The organism is Cytobacillus dafuensis (genome assembly GCF_007995155.1).
Taxonomy (GTDB): Bacteria; Bacillota; Bacilli; order Bacillales; family Cytobacillaceae; genus Cytobacillus; species Cytobacillus dafuensis.
Genome location: NZ_CP042593.1, coordinates 3,750,496 through 3,767,891 on the forward strand (window position 1 = coordinate 3,750,496; position 17,396 = coordinate 3,767,891).

Annotated in this window: 16 protein-coding genes; 2 read left to right on the top strand and 14 right to left on the bottom strand. The window is 36.5% G+C overall.

All coding sequences use genetic code 11. From position 1 onward, the window contains the following. Positions 1 to 33: 33 nt before the first annotated feature. From FSZ17_RS17870 to FSZ17_RS17890, 5 genes are read right to left on the bottom strand one after another with little or no spacing between them, the layout of a single operon-like run. Entirely contained in the window at positions 34 to 735 is a 702-nt protein-coding gene (locus FSZ17_RS17870; RefSeq protein WP_057772140.1) for an alpha/beta fold hydrolase, read from the bottom strand. Next, the gene (locus FSZ17_RS17875) at positions 735 to 1,904 is read right to left on the bottom strand and encodes an acyl-CoA dehydrogenase family protein (protein ID WP_057772142.1); all 1,170 of its coding nucleotides are present in this window, start codon (positions 1,902 to 1,904) and stop codon (positions 735 to 737) included. The genes FSZ17_RS17870 and FSZ17_RS17875 overlap by 1 nt, the downstream gene beginning before the upstream one ends. After that, complete coding sequence (locus tag FSZ17_RS17880; RefSeq protein ID WP_057772144.1) at positions 1,901 to 3,478, bottom strand: long-chain-fatty-acid--CoA ligase; 1,578 nt, start codon at positions 3,476 to 3,478, stop codon at positions 1,901 to 1,903. Before FSZ17_RS17880 ends, FSZ17_RS17875 begins: the two co-directional genes overlap by 4 nt. Before the next feature lie 35 nt (positions 3,479 to 3,513). Then, positions 3,514 to 4,356: a 3-hydroxyacyl-CoA dehydrogenase NAD-binding domain-containing protein gene (locus FSZ17_RS17885; protein WP_057772146.1), complete on the bottom strand. Its 843-nt coding sequence runs from the start codon at positions 4,354 to 4,356 to the stop codon at positions 3,514 to 3,516. A gap of 14 nt (positions 4,357 to 4,370) precedes the next feature. Continuing rightward, positions 4,371 to 5,135 carry an enoyl-CoA hydratase/isomerase family protein gene (locus tag FSZ17_RS17890; protein ID WP_057772148.1) on the bottom strand — a complete coding sequence of 255 codons (765 nt, stop codon included), beginning with the start codon at positions 5,133 to 5,135 and terminating at the stop codon, positions 4,371 to 4,373. Between the two features lie 239 nt (positions 5,136 to 5,374). Here FSZ17_RS17890 and FSZ17_RS17895 point away from each other — a divergent pair, with 239 nt between their 5' ends. Further along, positions 5,375 to 6,175: an ATP-binding protein gene (locus FSZ17_RS17895; protein WP_057772150.1), complete on the top strand. Its 801-nt coding sequence runs from the start codon at positions 5,375 to 5,377 to the stop codon at positions 6,173 to 6,175. 126 nt (positions 6,176 to 6,301) lie between these two features. Here the strand turns inward: FSZ17_RS17895 and FSZ17_RS17900 are convergent, their stop codons facing one another. The 4 genes from FSZ17_RS17900 to trmB all read right to left on the bottom strand — a co-directional run bounded on the left by FSZ17_RS17900 (position 6,302) and on the right by trmB (position 10,727). After that, positions 6,302 to 7,108: an enoyl-CoA hydratase/isomerase family protein gene (locus FSZ17_RS17900; RefSeq protein ID WP_057772152.1), complete on the bottom strand. Its 807-nt coding sequence runs from the start codon at positions 7,106 to 7,108 to the stop codon at positions 6,302 to 6,304. Between the two features lie 318 nt (positions 7,109 to 7,426). Further along, positions 7,427 to 8,797 (bottom strand): sigma-54 interaction domain-containing protein, encoded by a 1,371-nt coding sequence (locus FSZ17_RS17905; RefSeq protein ID WP_057772153.1) that lies wholly within the window; start codon positions 8,795 to 8,797, stop codon positions 7,427 to 7,429. A gap of 69 nt (positions 8,798 to 8,866) precedes the next feature. Continuing rightward, on the bottom strand, positions 8,867 to 9,916 hold the full coding sequence (locus tag FSZ17_RS17910) for an enoyl-CoA hydratase/isomerase family protein (RefSeq protein WP_057772155.1): 1,050 nt from the start codon (positions 9,914 to 9,916) through the stop codon (positions 8,867 to 8,869). Between the two features lie 172 nt (positions 9,917 to 10,088). Continuing rightward, positions 10,089 to 10,727 carry a tRNA (guanosine(46)-N7)-methyltransferase TrmB gene (trmB, locus tag FSZ17_RS17915; protein ID WP_057772157.1) on the bottom strand — a complete coding sequence of 213 codons (639 nt, stop codon included), beginning with the start codon at positions 10,725 to 10,727 and terminating at the stop codon, positions 10,089 to 10,091. Positions 10,728 to 10,974: 247 nt separating this feature from the next. Here trmB and FSZ17_RS17920 point away from each other — a divergent pair, with 247 nt between their 5' ends. After that, entirely contained in the window at positions 10,975 to 11,253 is a 279-nt protein-coding gene (locus tag FSZ17_RS17920; protein ID WP_057772159.1) for a YtzH-like family protein, read from the top strand. Here FSZ17_RS17920 and FSZ17_RS17925 read toward each other — a convergent pair. The 5 genes from FSZ17_RS17925 to thpR form a co-directional block, all read right to left on the bottom strand. Beyond that, positions 11,250 to 12,029, bottom strand: a complete 780-nt coding sequence (locus FSZ17_RS17925; protein WP_057772161.1) for a phosphotransferase family protein — start codon at positions 12,027 to 12,029, stop codon at positions 11,250 to 11,252. The two genes, FSZ17_RS17920 and FSZ17_RS17925, sit on opposite strands and share 4 nt — an antisense overlap. A gap of 414 nt (positions 12,030 to 12,443) precedes the next feature. Next, entirely contained in the window at positions 12,444 to 14,597 is a 2,154-nt protein-coding gene (gene pulA, locus FSZ17_RS17930; RefSeq protein ID WP_057772163.1) for a type I pullulanase, read from the bottom strand. Further along, positions 14,584 to 15,561 carry a diacylglycerol/lipid kinase family protein gene (locus FSZ17_RS17935; RefSeq protein WP_057772166.1) on the bottom strand — a complete coding sequence of 326 codons (978 nt, stop codon included), beginning with the start codon at positions 15,559 to 15,561 and terminating at the stop codon, positions 14,584 to 14,586. Before FSZ17_RS17935 ends, pulA begins: the two co-directional genes overlap by 14 nt. Before the next feature lie 20 nt (positions 15,562 to 15,581). Further along, a complete protein-coding gene (locus FSZ17_RS17940; protein WP_057772168.1) occupies positions 15,582 to 16,577 on the bottom strand; it encodes a nuclease-related domain-containing protein in 996 nt (331 codons plus the stop codon). A gap of 104 nt (positions 16,578 to 16,681) precedes the next feature. After that, positions 16,682 to 17,254 carry an RNA 2',3'-cyclic phosphodiesterase gene (gene thpR, locus FSZ17_RS17945; RefSeq protein WP_057772171.1) on the bottom strand — a complete coding sequence of 191 codons (573 nt, stop codon included), beginning with the start codon at positions 17,252 to 17,254 and terminating at the stop codon, positions 16,682 to 16,684. Positions 17,255 to 17,396 lie beyond the last annotated feature (142 nt).

Consider the following 17,396-nt stretch of genomic DNA (forward strand, 5'->3'; position numbering starts at 1 on the left):
AGATTATCGTAAATCATACAATTTCGGTTCAATTTAGACTGTTTGCTGCTCTAATTCTTGAGTAAACATTGTTAAAGCCTCGGAAAATTCCTTTGGTTTTTCTAGCATAATATAGTGACCAGAGCCATCGATTTCGACAATTTTTATATCAGGCTTTAGATTTTTCAGCAATTTTGCTGGTTCGCTTGGTAATAGCCTATCCTGTTTTCCTAAAATGGCACAAACCGGAATGTCTAAAGCAGTTAATCTATCAGTTCCATCTAAATAGCTATTACATGCTTTAAAATCTGCATAAGTAATTTCAATTGGAACCTTATTCATTTCCGTTTTTTCTTCCTCTAGCAACACCTCTGACACATCACTGCTGTATGACGCATGAAACAATGAGCTTGGAAACTCACCATTAGCCAGCTTATCAAGTATTTTTGGATGCACAGGCAGTTCATAAAAGCTTGCTGCAAGGACAATTCCCTTTACACATTTGTTTCTTGCAGCCAATTCAAGCGCAATTAACCCACCCATTGAATGGCCAACGACGATCGTGTCTTCCTGAATAGATTGATCGATATAAGCGGCATGATCTTGAATGGAAGTGATAAGATTAAACTCATTTTCTCCATGTCCTGGAAGATCAATAGCTTCATAAAGTGCCTCTTCACAGTATTCTTTCATGGCACGCCATTTGCTTTTTGTACCGCCTGCTCCATGAATAAACATGATTTTATATTTTTTCATTACCTTCCTCCTAAAAGATTTCTTGCGATAATTAATCGTTGAATTTGGTTTGTTCCCTCATATATTTGTGTTATTTTTGCGTCTCTCATCATTCTTTCAACCTCGTATTCATGGATGAACCCATAGCCCCCTAAAAGCTGTACTGCATCTGTTGTCACCTTCATCGCAACATCTGATGCGAACATCTTGGCCATTGAAGAGCTTTTTGTTAATTCCGGATTTTTCCCTGTAGATGTTATTTCATTTACTTTTGAAGCGGCTTTATATACTAGGCCCCGTGCAGCCTCTATTTGTGTTGCCATATCAGCTAGCATGAATTGTACCGCTTGAAATGAGGCGATACTTTTGCCAAACTGTTCTCTCTCTTGTACATATTTCACTGCTAAATCAAAGGCTCCTTGTGCAATCCCTAAAGCCTGAGCTGCAACAGTTGGCCTCGATTTATCAAAAGTCTTCATTGCAATCAGCCAGCCTTCTCCCTCTTCACCAATTCTATTTTCCACAGGTACTCTGCAGTTTTCGAAATAGAGCTGGGCTGTTGGTGACCCTTTTATTCCCATTTTCTTTTCTAATTTACCGACATGAAAACCAAGGGTATCTTTCTCAACGACAAAGGCTGTAATTCCTTTTTCAGTTTGGGCAAACACTGAATAGACGTCCGCTACCCCTCCATTGCTGATAAACATTTTCTGTCCGTTTAAAATATACGAATCTCCATCACGCTCAGCACGTGTTTTTAAGCTCTTAACATCAGAGCCCGCGTTTGGTTCAGTTAATGCATAGGCGGCAATTTTCTTCCCTGCTGCTAAGTCTGGAATAAATCTTTTTTTCAAAGCATCATTTCCGCCAATAATAATTGGCAGTGTTCCTAGTTCTTGAACAACAGCTACCTGTGAAGAAGATGCACACACACGGGATATTTCCTCTACGACCAGACAGAAGCTTAATAAGTCCAGTCCCAAGCCACCATACTCCTCAGGCATATTGGCACCAATGTAACCATACTCAGAAAGTAGGTGTAAAATATCCATAGGGTATTCGGCTTTTTCATCAATTTCCATTGCCCTTGGCTTAATTCGCTCTTGTGCTAAACGATGAATTTCCTGTTTAATTTCGAGATGTTCATTAGATAAATCAAAATCATTGCTTTTTAACTTTTCTGCTTTCATTTAACTCCCCCCTCTTCTTTGGACAGTTCCTTCGAAAGAACAAATTTTTGCAGCTTCCCGCTTGTCGTTTTTGGCAGACTTTCTACAAAGTGATATTCCCTCGGGCGCTTATACTTGGCTAATTTCTTCCCATCTATTAGAAATTGATCTAAATCTTTTTCCGTTATGAAACTTCCTTCTCTTTTTACAACAAAAGCGACAACGATTTCACCCCAATACGGGTCGGACTTTCCAATAACAGCTACCTCTAATACATCATGATGCTCTTGAATCGAGTCCTCTACTTCTCTCGGATATACATTTTCAGCACCGGAATTAATCATGAAATCCATTCGGTCTTTAATCCAAACATACCCATCTTTATCTACATAGCCCATATCTCCAGTATGATACCAGCCATATGCTAGTGCTTTTTCGGTTGCCTCTGGACGGCTGTAATATTCCTTCATCATACAAGGTCCTTTAACAAGGATTTCACCTATTTCACCAATTGCACATTCATCACTAGGATTAGTTGGACCTCCATCTTCTTGTACACGGGCAATTTTCATTTGATGTGTAAGAATAGCTTTACCAGCTGAACCCGCTCTTTCTAATTGCTCATCTGCATATAAGACACTCATTACTGGACCCATTTCTGTTGTCCCAAACATTTGCACTAAATCTGCATTTGTCTTTTCTTGAAATCTTCTAATCAGTACTGGAGCCATGGAAGCGCCTCCATAACCGAGAAGCCTTAAGGTTGAAAGATCGTAATTCTCAAACCCTTTAACATTCAAAAGCATGTTGACCATTGTCGGGGCGGCAAATATATGGGTAACCTTTTCTTCTTCAATGGTCTTTAATACCTTTTCCGCTTCAAAATGATGCTTAATTATAGTAGTTGCTCCTACCATTACTCTTGGAAGAAAAGATGTATGTAATTCTGCTGTATGATTTAATGGTGCAACAGAAAGTCCTACATCATTTTTACTGAGTTTCATACATTCAATCATCAAAAAATTATGATGAACCATATCTCTATGCTTATGAATGACTCCTTTTGGCCGTCCAGTCGTCCCGCTCGTGTACATCATGATATATATATCATCTTCGGTTACGGTAACATCTGGCTTTGATGTGTATCCTGTTTCAAGCAGCTTATAAAAATCTAGTGCGTATTGTGGCACATATTCATCTGTGTAGATACAATGTGAAACATTGACACCCAGATTCGTTGTTTCTTCAACGACATTAGCTGTATCTTTTTCAAAAATAAGAACCTTGGAGCCAGCATCATTTAAAATATATTGAAGCTCACTTGGTGTTAGCCGATAATTAATCGGATTGAAAATTGCACCGAGTTTTGCTGACGCAAATAATGCAATAACAAATTCACTCGTGTTATAAAGGAATGTTGAAACAACATCGCCTTTTTTTACACCTAATTGTGATAGGGAGGAAACAAATTGATTTACTTTTTCATTTAGTTCTTGAAAGGTAAAGCTTTGCTCCTTTTCCCGATAAATTAGCCCAATTTTATTAGGGTAATTTATAGCTGACCATTCAATTATTTCTCCAATGGTTGTACTCATCTATTGACCTCCTTTTCTATAATCCGATAAGCCTATTAATATTCGAAAAAGCCCTTACCAGTTTTTCTTCCAAGATGCCCTGCTCTTACTAGCTTTCTCAATAGCGGAGCCGAACGGTATTTAGAATCCTGTGTTTCTTCATAAAGTGAATCCTGTACAAATAAAAGTGTATCCAGTCCAATTAAATCTGCTAGTGCAAGTGGTCCAATTGGATGATTTGCACCTAGTCTCATTCCTTTATCAATATCCTCAGCAGTTGCCACACCTTCTTGTAAAACAAATATTGCTTCATTGATCATTGGAACTAAAATCCGATTAACCGCAAACAATGGTGATTCCTTTACAGAAACCGCTTCTTTTCCCAGTGATTCAACCAATTCTTTTGACTGCTGATACGTTTCTTCCGTTGTATCATATCCTTTTATTAGTTCTACTAATTTCATGACCGGAACAGGGTTAAAGAAATGGAATCCCATAACTCTTCCAGGGTTTTTCATCACACTTGCTATTTCTGTAATACTTAAGCCTGATGTATTGCTTACTACTATCGCCTGTTCATTCACTATTTCATCAATTCTCTTAAATATTTCCTTTTTTAACTCTATATCTTCACTGACAGCTTCAATAACGAAATTAGCATTCGCAATCGCTTCCCATTCAGTAGAAGTTGTAAGTAATTGCTCATATTCCTCTCTCTTTGCTTCATCAATTCTTCCTTTTTCGATAGATCTATTCCAGTTTTTCTTTATTTGCGCAAGGCCGCGATTGAAATAAGATTTTTCCATTTCAATGGCGATTACTTCATAGCCAGCTTCCACACATACTTGTGAAATGCCAGATCCCATTGTTCCAAAACCAATCACTGCAATTTTCTTCATGTTAAAACTCCTCCTTAATTTCCTGTAAATACTGGTTCTCTTTTTTCAAAGAAAGCAGCTACTCCTTCTTCTTTATCTTCCGTTGTACATAAATCTCCAAATAATTTCGCCTCAAGATTTAATCCTTCCTTTAATGACAATTGCATCCCCTTCATGACCGCTTCTTTTGCAGCTTTCACTGCAATTGGGCCTCTTGATGAAATGGAATTTGCAATCTCGATTGCTTTACTTAGAGCATCAGTTTCTGTAACTTCCTCAACTAGCCCAATCTGATAAGCCTTTTCAGCTGTGATGAAGTCTCCAGTAAAAATTAACTGCATTGCTTTTCCAATACCAATCAGCCGCGGTAATCTTTGCGTACCTCCATACCCAGGAATTATGCCTAGCTTAACCTCTGGAAGTCCAAATTGCGACCGGGCAGTGGAGATCCGAATATCACAAGCAAGTGCAAGCTCTAAACCTCCTCCTAATGTGAAACCATCAATTGCTGCAATGACAGGCTGCTTTAATTCAGCCAACAAATTAAAAATTGACTGTCCTCTTGTACATAGTGCTTCTCCTGCCTCCGGCGCTAACCCTGGAAACTCCTTTATATCTGCACCAGCTACAAATGCCTTTGTCCCAGCTCCTTCAATGATGATCACATTTACATTTGCACCAATTTGTGTGACAACACTTTCCAGCTGATCAAAAACTTCGCGATCTAGGGAATTCACTGGAGGTGAATCAATTGTAATGATCCCAATTCTGTTTTTTTCTTCATATTTTACTTTTGACATCCTCTTTTTCACCTCTATTTTTTTGACTTATTTCTATATTTGCAATTTTTATGCCAAAAGTTTAATATTGATTTACTAATTAAATAACTTAATTTTCAGAACATTTTGTTTCCAAAAGAAATACACTTGTATCCTTTGGAAACATCTGTTTCAAAATGAAACAGCTCAGCTAATTAGTGAATTTTAGCTAAAACAATAAAAGAGGTTGTCTGAGCCAACCCCTTTAATAGGAGGATCATATGGAAATTTTTGCGCTAAGCGGCCCAAGTGGAACAGGAAAAAGTACAAGCGCCTTATCATTCGCATATAAAAGTAAGATTCCCGCAATAATTGATGATGGTCTTCTAATTTTAAACGGACAAAAAATAGCGGGAACCTCTGCAAAATTTGAGAAAAACGCGATATCAGCGGTAAAGCGAGCTACCTTCTTTGATGAACAGCATAAGAAGGAGGTCCAGCAGGCCATTCGCAATCATTTCATCAGCAGGATTCTAATTATCGGAACGTCTGACAAAATGGTTAAGCAAATTGCCAGCCGCTTAGAAATAGGGGAAATAAAACTATTCAATCATATTGAAGATATACGATCCTCCAGTCAAATCAAAATTGCACAATATATAAGAAAAACAGAGGGAACGCATGTTATCCCTCTGCCTTATAAACAAGTGGAGCAAAACTTCTTCAAGAGAATGATTCAAAAAGGGGTAGAAATATTTTCGACTAAAAAAGAAAGAATAGGTGAAACGACAATCGTCCACCCTGATTTCCATAAGGGATCTATTAAGATTTATAAAAAAGTTTTTCAAGAAATGGTTGAATTTATCTGTTTGAACCATGAACAAATCGTGAAATGTGAATCCGTTGTGATGAACTTGCAGCAGCTACCGACCCTTACTATTAAGGTGAACATAAAATATCCAATTTGCGGCAGTTTATACGAGAAAATTGAAATTCTTCAAGAGGATATCTACAGCCATTTTTTGCGTAATTTACAAATTGAACTTCACTCAATATACATCATGATTAATAAAGCAAGTTAATTAGGTAAATGAATATGTTTCCCTAGGTGAAACATCTGGAAATCACATTTACGCAAACGGTTGTAGCTTAAAAGAAAAAGAATTAAAGGAAGTCCCTGCACAAAGTGATCTTCCTTTTTACTTTACTTATTCTCCATTGGTTGTCCTGCGCGAAAATCTTGGTATCCTTTTTTCAACAAAAGCGGACACACCTTCCGGAAAATCATAGGTATCTACAAAACTAGAAGTTCCTTTCCATAATTCAGGGACACTATTTACACATTGGCTTACCGACTTCTTTATAGAAAGTAATGAAGCTGGCGACTGAGATGCAACCAATTTTCCCATTCTAATTGCATAACGATCAAGATTATCCTCATTCACTAAATAATTGATCATTCCTAATCGGTATGCCTCCTCAGCTTTTAATACCCTACCAGTATAAACTAAATCCTTGGCAAGGCTCGGTCCAATCAAATCAACTAGCCGCTGTGCGAATTTATTATTCAGTGTGATGCCCAATTTACCAACAGGAATTCCTAATTTTGATTTTTCCGAGCCTATTCTAAGATCACAGGCAAGTGCCAGCTCTAACCCTGCTCCCATTGCTGGGCCATTAATAACTCCGATTGTAGGGATTGGCAAATTTTCAAATGTTGAGATAGCCTCTTCCATAAGTACGAATGATTCTTCTGCTTCCTCTAATGTCATTTCATGAAATTCCTTAATATCCGATCCTGCTGTAAATTGTTCCCCCGCTCCTCGTAAAAGTACAACCTTGTTTTTCGGATTCTCTAATATCTCCCTTCCTACTTTTGACAAATGCCTCCACATTTTTGCTGTTAATGCATTTCTTTTTTGTGGCCTGTGTATCGTGATGATCGCCAATCCAGCTGTTTCCTGAAGAATGATTTTTGCTTGTTCTTCTTCCATTCTCACAATATCTACTTTCATTAACTCTTCCTCCTATGCCCATTATTTTACTGCCATTTTTCCTAAAAGACATAAATTCAGAAGAATATAATGCAAGTTTTATGCCAGCATTATTATTTTTAAATATTTTATCGCAGATTAACGGGCAGTAAGACCCCTCTTCAAGGTTGCGAGAGAATCAAAGAAACCTAAGTGGGGATCAACTGCCCGTAAAGACCCGACGACGGACACGATGTCCTAGTCAGGCGAAAGCCACAGGACGTGGCGTTTTGAGCGTGATTGGTTCAACTAACCATCAGTGGGGGATGAAAGAACCCCCCCACTGATGGAAGTTTCACTTTATTGAATTTGGTATTTTTTTATTTTGGCATAGAAGGATTTTCGGCTCATACCTAATTCTCGGATGGCCTCTGATTTATTTTTGCTGCTTCTCACTACAAATTCGATATGCTCCTTTTCTGCATTTTCTAAGATCATATCCAGCCGATTCGTCATTTTCGGAGTTGAAATAGAATGAACAGAAGGATTGGAGCTAGGCATGTAAAGAGGCTGGTCATTAAATAGATATTCAGGGAGATCTGTTGGGTCAAGATATGATTTAGTACAGACCGCAATCATTCTTTCTAACACATTAACAAGTTCTCTTACGTTTCCAGGCCACTCATATTGTTTCATACGGGAGATGACTTCTTCGTCAATCCTTACATGTTTTCCATACTTCAAACATAAATCATGCATGATATTATTTGTTAAAAATGCCAAATCCTCTTTCCTTTCACGGAGCGGTGGAATATGGATTGGGACAACATTAATCCGATAAAATAAATCCTCTCTGAACTTGCCTTCTTTGATCATTTCTTTTAAGTTACGGTGAGTTGCACAAATGATTCTAACATCTAAGGGATTTAGTGTTGTACCGCCTACTTTTTGATATTGACGTTCTTGAATGACTCTAAGCAGCTTCGATTGAGCATTTAAAGACATTTCACCGATTTCATCTAGAAAAAGCGTCCCTCCATTTGCCATTTCTAGAAGACCCTTTTTCCCCCCTTTTCTTGACCCTGTAAAGGAACCGTCTTCATATCCAAACATTTCACTTTCAAATAACGCATCTGGGATTGATGCAATATTTATAGCAATATAAGGATTATTATTCCTTTTGCTAGCCTCATGAAGGGCGGTAGCAAAAATCTCCTTACCAACTCCGCTTTCACCGTAAAGGATTACCGTTGCATTCGTGTCAGCAACATTTTTTGTTAACTGAACTGATTTTTTCATTAGCTGTGAATGACTTTCGAGCTTAAAAAAGTTTCTTCTATCCAATTGCTCTTTAAGTTTAGTAACGTCGCTTTTATACTTTGTTAATTCGTCCTCCATTTTTGTTAGCTCAGAAATGTCCTTCATGATTGTAACGACACCAATCATCTCACCATTTTCAATTAATGGAGTTATGTTTGCACATACGTCTTTTTTGAGAGAATGTACGTAGCTGCAATCATTTATTCTCGGCTTGCCATCTTTTAAAACCTCTAAAATTCTTGAGTGTTCCTCGATCTGCTTTAATTTTTTTCCAATTATTTTTTTTGCGGGAACACCAAACTGTATAGAATAAGCCTTATTTACGTAGACAATTGTACTGTCCATAATAATGACAATTACTGCATCATGAAGTGATTCTAAGATAGATAACAAATGCTTTTCTAATCTCATTCGATCTACTCCTTAAATTCAAAAATTGTCTTCATATCTGCTTTCAAGAAATTAAATTTCCCCATCATCCTATTCAAAATAAAAAAAGCTATTAACATATTCATTGCTTACATTATTCAATGAATCAGGATTCCACTTAGGGGAATGGTCTTTATCTACTAATACAGCTCTTACTCCCTCATGGAAATCATTTGTATGTAAAAAGTTTTGAGCAAGTATTACATCCGTTTCAAAGCTCTCCTCCAAAGTGTACTCAATTCCTCTTTGAATTAATTCTAATGTGACTTTTAGAGAAGTCGGGGATTTCTGCAGCAGTAAACTTCTCGTTTCTTCCGCCCATTTATCACCTTTTTCTATAGCCTCATCTAAAGATTCGATAATCTCTTCCATGGATTTGTATTGAAAATGCTGATTAATCCTCTTTTCATCTATTGAAAAGGATACCTGCTCCTGTTTCATACAAATACTTTCTAAAAAAGAAGTGAGAGGTTCTTCTACTGTCCCTTTTCTCCAACTGAAGCTTCTTATATAATCCTCCACTTTATATAAGTCCGAACTCATTAGATAATAATTCGCTGCATTTGTGTAAAGGATATCTCCTGTAGTCAAGACCTTAGCAGTCAAAGCTAGATAAGTACCAATTTTTCCAGGCATTTGATTAAGAAAATAACTTGCACCCACATCAGGAAAAAAACCAATATTCATTTCAGGCATGGCCCATTTTGTTCTTTCCGTCATAATTCTAAATTTAGCTCCTATTGAAAGGCCCACACCACCGCCCATAACAACCCCATCCATAAAAGCAAGAATTGGCTTAGGGTATTCATGAACGAGTAAATCCATCTTGTATTCTGTTGAAAAATACTCCTTAAAAAATGTGCTCGACTTATTTATTTTAGCCATCTCACATATGGAACGAATATCCCCGCCCGAACAAAAAGCCTTTTCAATTTGGCTTTTGATGCAAACGAGCGCAATGCTTTCGTTTTCTGACCATTCTTTTAGTTTGTTATAAATATCCGTTACCATTTGCAGTGATAATGCATTTAATGCTCTAGGACGATTTAATATGACCCAGCCTGTACCTGAAGACTCTTGAAATATTACATCCTTATCCATTGTACAAACCTCCTGTAATTTTAATATAACGAATATTCAGTCACTATTTCGATTATAGCATAGTGTATTTTCCGAAATATGAAAAGTATATTTTTAACGTATTAATAATAGGAATAAAATTAAAGCTTAACAAAAAAAAACGCATTAAACATAATGCGTTCTCTACTGTCACTTATTTAAATTGAACCTCGCATCGATAAATACGATTGCCCTTGTTTGAAAACTTCTCTTCATATTCAGTCATAATATTTCCTTCAAAATCACTATTATGAAGATCTAAACTCACATATTTTAGCAGCATTCCATATTCAGAAAAACTCATAAGAGAAAATTCAAATAAACCTTGATTATCGGTCTTAAAATGTATTTCCCCATTATCGATAAGAATATCCTCATATATATTCAAGAAATGCTTAAAAGTTAATCTCCTCTTTGCATGGCGAGTCTTTGGCCAAGGATCAGAGAAGTTTAAATAAACTCGATCCACTTCCCCTTTTTCAAAAAACTCTCGTAAATCTTCTGCATTAACATTCATTAGCTTAATATTAGGGATTTCTTCCTCAATAATCTTATCAAGTGCCGTTACAATAATACTGTCCTGTAATTCAATGCCAATATAATTAATATCAGGATTAGCTTTAGCCATACCTGTCAAAAAGCGGCCTTTACCTGTTCCTATCTCTATATGAAGGGGTTGCTTCTTCTCAAAAACATCATGCCATTTCCCTTTGAATTGATCAGGTGAAGCTATTACATATTGCGGGTAGTCGGCAAGTTTTTCCTTAGCCCATGGCTTATTCCGTTGTCGCATGCTTGACACTCCTAAAAATTAATATCAGTTCAAACAATATCATGCAAATACTATAGATGGCAACTATGAAAAATATTTAGTCTTGCAGCGATGAAGCTGCCAAAGTATTAGCTGTAAAGTTTATTTTCAAATCTCATTATTTTATTTGTAAGCATAGGTCATGCATAAATGAAAAAAGGAATTCACAACCTAGATATGAATTCCTTTTTTTCTACCTTAATAAAAGGAGAAAGGTGGCACCTCTATTATGCCAATTAGTCATCAAGATAAATTAAACTTATTAAAAGATATATTAAACAACCATCAAATGGATTGTTGTGGATCAGTTTCAGAATGTGAACAATTAAAACGGTTAGTCAAATCGTTAATGGTTCATCCAAGCTTGGATGAACATGCACAATCAATATTAGAAGAAATATATAAATACAGTCAACATGGAATTAATTCCGTTCATTTGGATAATCATATTGAATCCCATCAGAATGAACTTACACAATGGGTCAGTGATATTAATCAGTTCACTTAATGATCATGAATTTCATTTAAAAATCCAAGTAGCTTTTTCATTTCCTGAAAACGAAGCTTATTTTTATGCCACTGAATTGAATTTAATGTTAGAGCAATCACATACCATTTCATCCTAAGAATTAAATCTTTAGTAAGTGTTCGTCCATATCGCTCAACCCAATCAGACCACTCATCTTTTGGAATATACCAATATAAAACACTTCCAAGATCGATGGCAGGATCTCCAATCATTGCCCCATCCCAGTCAATTAAGTACAGCTGGTTGTTTTCAGTGAGAAGCCAGTTGTTATGATTAACATCACAATGGCATACGGTTTTTTCATCACAGCGTATATTCAATATTTCTTTTCTGAGAAATTCAATTGAATGAATCACTGTCTGATCCTGCTTTAGATCCCCATCAAGTTGCTCTTCAATGATGCGAAGCAGCATTTCAGGGGCAAGCGGAGACTTCCCCAATCTCTTAAGCATGCCTAGCAATGGCTTTGAACTATGGATTTTCTTGAGCAACTTTGCCACACGTTCATTATTCATTTCCGCATGATTCAGTTCTCTTCCATTAAGCCATTGCTGGGCGGTTATGACGTCACCGTTTTCTAGTCTTTTTGTCCAAACAAGCTTAGGAACAATTCCCTCTGCGGATAACACTGCAAGAAAAGGAGACGAATTCCTTTTTAGGAACAGTCTTTGCTCTTCGTGCTTAGCAAAAAAAGCCTCTCCCGTCGCACCACCAGCAGGAACGATTTCCCATTCTTGTCCTAATAAATGTTTCAAAATTGTTCACCTGCAATTTAGTAAGCCATTTATGCTAACAGCTATTATAAAAGCGTACAATCCCCTCTTGATGATAAACATAAAGGCTACCAACTGCATTCATAGTAAGCAGAGATTTTTTCCTGCTCAAACTACCAGATGATGATAGTTACCTTGCCTATAATTACAGTTTATGAAATATGGTAGCGTGAGTACGCCAAATGGAAACAGAAGGCGGACTCAATGAAAAGCCCACCAAAAAAAATGTATTGTTAGAAAAGCGCAATCTGTAAAAGAATATCAAGGTTAATAAAAGAAAAAAAGCTATTGATGCAAGTTCCTCACAATAGCTATCATTATAAATTTTATCTCTTACTAGCTTTTTTCGTCAAGCTTATTTATTTTGGTTATTTAAACAGACTCGTAAAATCTCTTTTATTTACATACTAAAACATAAGAGGAAATTGGCGTGAGTAAAAGGGAATATTCATAAACAAATCGAATTGGAGTGGTTCCAGCTTTCTGATCATCTGCAAGCACCTCCCATTTCCCCTTAGGTATCATGACAGTTTGTTCTTTTTGAGCAGGATTGAATAGGACCATAATCCGATTCCAGGGACCAAGATTTCTTACATCTTCAATAATAAAGCCAATAACGGGCTTTTCAGTGGAGAGGAACGTTAAATGCTTCCTTATTTCTTCAGAAGTGGAAAACCGAAAAGCTTTATGGTCCATTCTTATCCTAATTATCCCTTTAATATAATTTACATTTTCAGAATATCGAGCTTTTCGATCCCAATCTAAACGGTTTATTTCATCAGATGCCCGATAGCTGTTGCCTATTCCTTCTTTTGTCCGGAAAAACTCTTGGCCGCTATGCAAAAAGGGAATTCCTTGTGCTAGCAGTACCATCACTGTTGCAAGACGATGCTGACGCTTTTTTATTTTCTCTTCCAACGTAGATGAACAAACAATTAATTTATCCCATAATGTATGGTTATCATGTGACTCCACATAATTAACGGATTGGACCGGTGATAGAAAGAGTCCTCTTTCTTTCTTTTCTAATCCGATGCTGCCCGCAAGAACCTGCTTAGCTGCCTCATAATAATGTTCATTCCCTAGAGCATACCCCTTATCATATAAATTAAATGTACTTCCCTTTATCGTATCCCTAAACCAATCATTAAAATGTCCGATTCTCGGCAGATGCTCATGATTGCTGATATTCGCCTTTTGATTTCCCGGAATGGGTGTATTCAAATCCCATCCTTCGCCAATAATAATGGCTGTTCGATCTACTGAATCAACCGCTTCACGAACTTTATTCATCGTCTCGATGTCCAGGATACCCATTAAATCGAAGCGAAATCCATCTATTTGATACTCCTTAAGCCAAAACTTAACCGAATCAATAATAAATTTTCTTGCCATTAATCGTTCTGAAGCAAAATCATTTCCAACACCTGTTCCATTTGAAGGCATTCCAAACTCATCATGGCGAAAATAATAGCCAGGTACAATTTTTTCAAATGAAGAATTTTCTCGTATATAGACATGGTTATAAACAACATCCATGATGACTCTTAATCCTTGTGAATGAACAGCATAAATCATTGCTTTCAATTCCCGAATTCTGGCATATGGATCAACGGGGGCGGTAGAATAGCTCCCTTCTGGAGTATTAAAGTGCAATGGATTATAACCCCAGTTATATTCCTGAATTAGTCCCCTTTCATCAATACCTTCAAAATCCTGAAGTGGAAGAAACTCAATATGGGTCACACCAAGGTTCTTTACATATGATAATCCGGTTGGAGCTCCCTCTTTATCTGTCGTATTCAATTCTCCTGCACCAAGATATGTCCCTTTTTTTGTCACACCGCTGTTTGGATGAATAGTAAAATCTCTGACATGGGTTTCGTAGATAATTGCATCTGTTGGGTTTTCAAGAGGAGGAAGAGGAGGTTTTGCCATTTTCGTTTTTAGTAAATCAACGATGATGCCATATTCGCCATTGACACTAACAGAAAAGGCATATGGATCCACTGCCTCCCGCCATTCCAGGTTAATACAAACAAGAAATGAATAGCGGTATTTCTCCAAGTCTCGATTGACGTATATGCACCAAACGCCATTTTCTTTTCTTTCCATCTCAACGGTTTCATGAGTAGTTTCTCTTTCAGGCATCAATTTAAGCTTTACACTTGTTGCAGTGGGTGCCCAAACCGTAAAGCTTGTTCCTTCATTTGTGTAAGAACAACCAAGAGCTCCTTCATAATAAAATGCTTCATCGAAAGCGGGTGTTCGAATAACTGCACCTATTTGTAAATCGGTTTTTCCGCCAAACTCATCTAACACCCAATACTGCCCGCCAATAATAGGAGCCCTTTCGATTTTGCAAACATATTTCATCGAATCTTCTATAGCTGTTCGATTAAGTATTTTAACATCAGAAATAACTTGATCATGTTCATTTATTAAGGAAAAAAAAGCAGAATTTCCACCATTATAGTCATAAGGAAGTAAAACAGTCATGATGTTCATCTCATCTAAATATGCAAAGAAATTGCGTTTAATAGAAATCATTCATGTTTACCTCCTCTTCTTTCAAGATGCCACATAATATTACAGGGAGAGCTTTATGACACGCCGATACCTTTAATGGAGTATAGCCGATGTCTTCCCCATCCGCGTGAGCAAATAGCGCACTGGAAGAATGTATTTTAATGCTTCTGCCAGTTAATGCTGTTACTTCCTTAAACTTAGTATGTCCACCCCAAAACACAGTGATAAAAACAAATAATAGCTTGATTCTTGATAAATTGTGGACAACAGTAATGTTTAATACGCCATCAAAAGGAGATGCATCTGGAGAGATTTTCATTCCTCCGCCATAGTAAGGCTGATTGGACACAGTTACAAACCATGCAGAATGAAAGGAATATTTTCTACCATCAATCTTTATATCCATCGAAACTGGTTTATACGTAAACATATTTTTTAATAAAAAATATACATAAACAAATTTCCCGAGAGAAAAGCGGTTTAATAATCGTTTAATTCTTGAACGATTCACTTCTCTAGAAATAAGCGCATCAAATCCAGCACCCATATTATTAATAAAATATATATCTTTATTGTCTTCTGTTAGTATCTTTCCTGTATCAACAAATATCGGATTATGTTGCGCTAGTTCCTTTAATAATGAAAGGAGTGCTTCAGATGGTTTTTTGGGAATTCCAAAGCCTCTTGAAAAGTCATTGCCTGATCCGCATGGAATAAATGCTACTTGAACATTGCTAAATAATGCAGCACCATTCAAGACCTCATGCATTGTACCATCACCACCAACTGCAATGATCGTAGTCCTATTTCCTTCTGCTTTAGCAGCAATGGTTTGCGAAATTTCCTCTGCGTGTCCACTGTATTCTGTGAAAAAAGCCATATAAGAAGTTTTTTGTTCTATTAATATTTTTTCTAATCGGTTCCATACCTTTTGACAATAGCCATTTTTGGCTTGTGGGTTAATGATAAAATAAATATTTTTCATAAGATCAGCCTTTTAAAATATTAATCTTCATTTGGAAGCTCCCATTCAAGCCTTCTAATTGATGTTGTTTGGCAAAATTGAAGTAAAGCTTGAGCTCCTTTGATTTGGTTGTGTTTTAATGGTGAACTAAGATTTCTCATACTATTAAACCATTCTTCATAGTTTCTTTTTTCTATAAGCTGAACATCAAATGGTAATGCCGGATAATCAATATATCCGTTTCTAGATAAGACTACTTTGTGAATAGGCAGATCTATTTCATTCATTTGAAAAATTTGCTGAACAATTTTCCCCGTTCGATTTAAGGCGGGTAATGGATTCAAGACTTTTTTCTCCTCACCTTTTCCGCGCTTCACCCAGAACCTCTCTTTAGAGCCAATAAAAACGGCAAGATCCTCACTCTCAAGAAAACTGATGCACCAAACACCTGTAGGACCTAAGATAATTGTTTCTACTTCTACAGGAGCTTTTTTTAATAAAAAAAGTGGAAAATATAGAACAAGATAAGTGTCTGGAAATCTTTGAAGAAAATATTTGAGCCTTTCATCATAATAGAATTTTCTTTCGACGAATGATTTTTCTGTTAATGTAGAGCTGGCCCATTTCATTTGAAAGCTGAAGAGCTGATCAAGAAATTGATGCTTTAATTCTTCAATCGAATCCGGCCGATAAGTAAAGTTTGTTTTGAAATCAAAATTTACTTCCTCTTCCTCATCTTCATCTTCCGTTTTTTCCGGTTCTTCTAAAATCATTTCTTCTTCATCTATTTCATTTTTTCCTAGCTTTAGAAAACCCTTTAATTTGTTCATAAAGGGCTGTTTTTCTTCTATAAACCAGTCAGTTGTATCTTGATTTGCCTGATATTGATCCATAAAAAAACTGGGATCGTTATTTTCCCACGCAGATTTCAATTTACCCCATTGCTGTTTTTTCAATCTGACATAACGCGAAGGGTATAAATAGATATTCTGTTCATAACGTGAAACATAATCCTGTATTTTAATTAATTGTCCCATTTCTATTTGCCTGCCTTGTTTGCTCAGTGTTTACCCTAAATTCCCTAATAATAATTAAAAAATATAGAATATTTACTGAACTGTAAGATTATTGTATGATAAGTTTATTCGTCCAGCAACGGAAAGATTGCTGTTCTTTCATATTTAGGAATTTGATCTAAATGAGTCTGATATAAGACTACCTCACTTGCCTTAAAAGTTAGAGGTGAAGGATGAAAAGGATTGTTTTCCCCTAATAGACTTGTGTGAAAAGAAGAGCTGCCTGTCCATTTTCTCGCTAATGTGATATGAGGTTTGAATGGTCTAGTTTCTAGTTCAAAGCCTGCTTTGACACACGCCTGATATACAATATTATGTATTTCTGTTAATCTTTCTTCTTTAAGAGTATCAGCCCAAAATATTCTAGGCGCATCTCCTCTACCGAACACTCCAAGCTGATTGATATGTAATGAAAAAGGCTTCTGTTCTTTTAATCCTTCCTTAATAAGGATTTGTGCATGACGCAGCATATCCTCCTCAGCCGCTCCAAGAAATGCCAAAGTAATATGAAAATCTTCAAAATGAACCCAACGTTGAAACGGAAGATTCTCTTTTATTATCGAACATACTTCCTTTAACTTTAGCTTTGTTTCAATTGGTAAACTGATCGCAAAGAAAAAATGAGTCTTTTTCTCCATTTTAGCCCTCCATTAAGTGAGTGAGTGACATATTAACCTATTTTAGCAAATAAAAAAGCCATGTTCTACCTTAGTTGAGGTTCGGTAACAAGAACATGGCCACAATTTAAATTTATTTATTAAAACTATAATTTATCCAATC

What these genes read in the sequence shown, in the direction of transcription:
- FSZ17_RS17870 (WP_057772140.1), bottom strand. Translation starts at nt 735, where the DNA reads ATGAAAAAATATAAAATCATGTTTATTCATGGAGCAGGCGGTACAAAA.
- FSZ17_RS17875 (WP_057772142.1), bottom strand. Translation starts at nt 1,904, where the DNA reads ATGAAAGCAGAAAAGTTAAAAAGCAATGATTTTGATTTATCTAATGAA.
- FSZ17_RS17880 (WP_057772144.1), bottom strand. Translation starts at nt 3,478, where the DNA reads ATGAGTACAACCATTGGAGAAATAATTGAATGGTCAGCTATAAATTAC.
- FSZ17_RS17885 (WP_057772146.1), bottom strand. Translation starts at nt 4,356, where the DNA reads ATGAAGAAAATTGCAGTGATTGGTTTTGGAACAATGGGATCTGGCATT.
- FSZ17_RS17890 (WP_057772148.1), bottom strand. Translation starts at nt 5,135, where the DNA reads ATGTCAAAAGTAAAATATGAAGAAAAAAACAGAATTGGGATCATTACA.
- FSZ17_RS17895 (WP_057772150.1), top strand. Translation starts at nt 5,375, where the DNA reads ATGGAAATTTTTGCGCTAAGCGGCCCAAGTGGAACAGGAAAAAGTACA.
- FSZ17_RS17900 (WP_057772152.1), bottom strand. Translation starts at nt 7,108, where the DNA reads ATGAAAGTAGATATTGTGAGAATGGAAGAAGAACAAGCAAAAATCATT.
- FSZ17_RS17905 (WP_057772153.1), bottom strand. Translation starts at nt 8,797, where the DNA reads ATGAGATTAGAAAAGCATTTGTTATCTATCTTAGAATCACTTCATGAT.
- FSZ17_RS17910 (WP_057772155.1), bottom strand. Translation starts at nt 9,916, where the DNA reads ATGGATAAGGATGTAATATTTCAAGAGTCTTCAGGTACAGGCTGGGTC.
- trmB (WP_057772157.1), bottom strand. Translation starts at nt 10,727, where the DNA reads ATGCGACAACGGAATAAGCCATGGGCTAAGGAAAAACTTGCCGACTAC.
- FSZ17_RS17920 (WP_057772159.1), top strand. Translation starts at nt 10,975, where the DNA reads ATGCCAATTAGTCATCAAGATAAATTAAACTTATTAAAAGATATATTA.
- pulA (WP_057772163.1), bottom strand. Translation starts at nt 14,597, where the DNA reads ATGATTTCTATTAAACGCAATTTCTTTGCATATTTAGATGAGATGAAC.
- FSZ17_RS17935 (WP_057772166.1), bottom strand. Translation starts at nt 15,561, where the DNA reads ATGAAAAATATTTATTTTATCATTAACCCACAAGCCAAAAATGGCTAT.
- FSZ17_RS17940 (WP_057772168.1), bottom strand. Translation starts at nt 16,577, where the DNA reads ATGGGACAATTAATTAAAATACAGGATTATGTTTCACGTTATGAACAG.
- thpR (WP_057772171.1), bottom strand. Translation starts at nt 17,254, where the DNA reads ATGGAGAAAAAGACTCATTTTTTCTTTGCGATCAGTTTACCAATTGAA.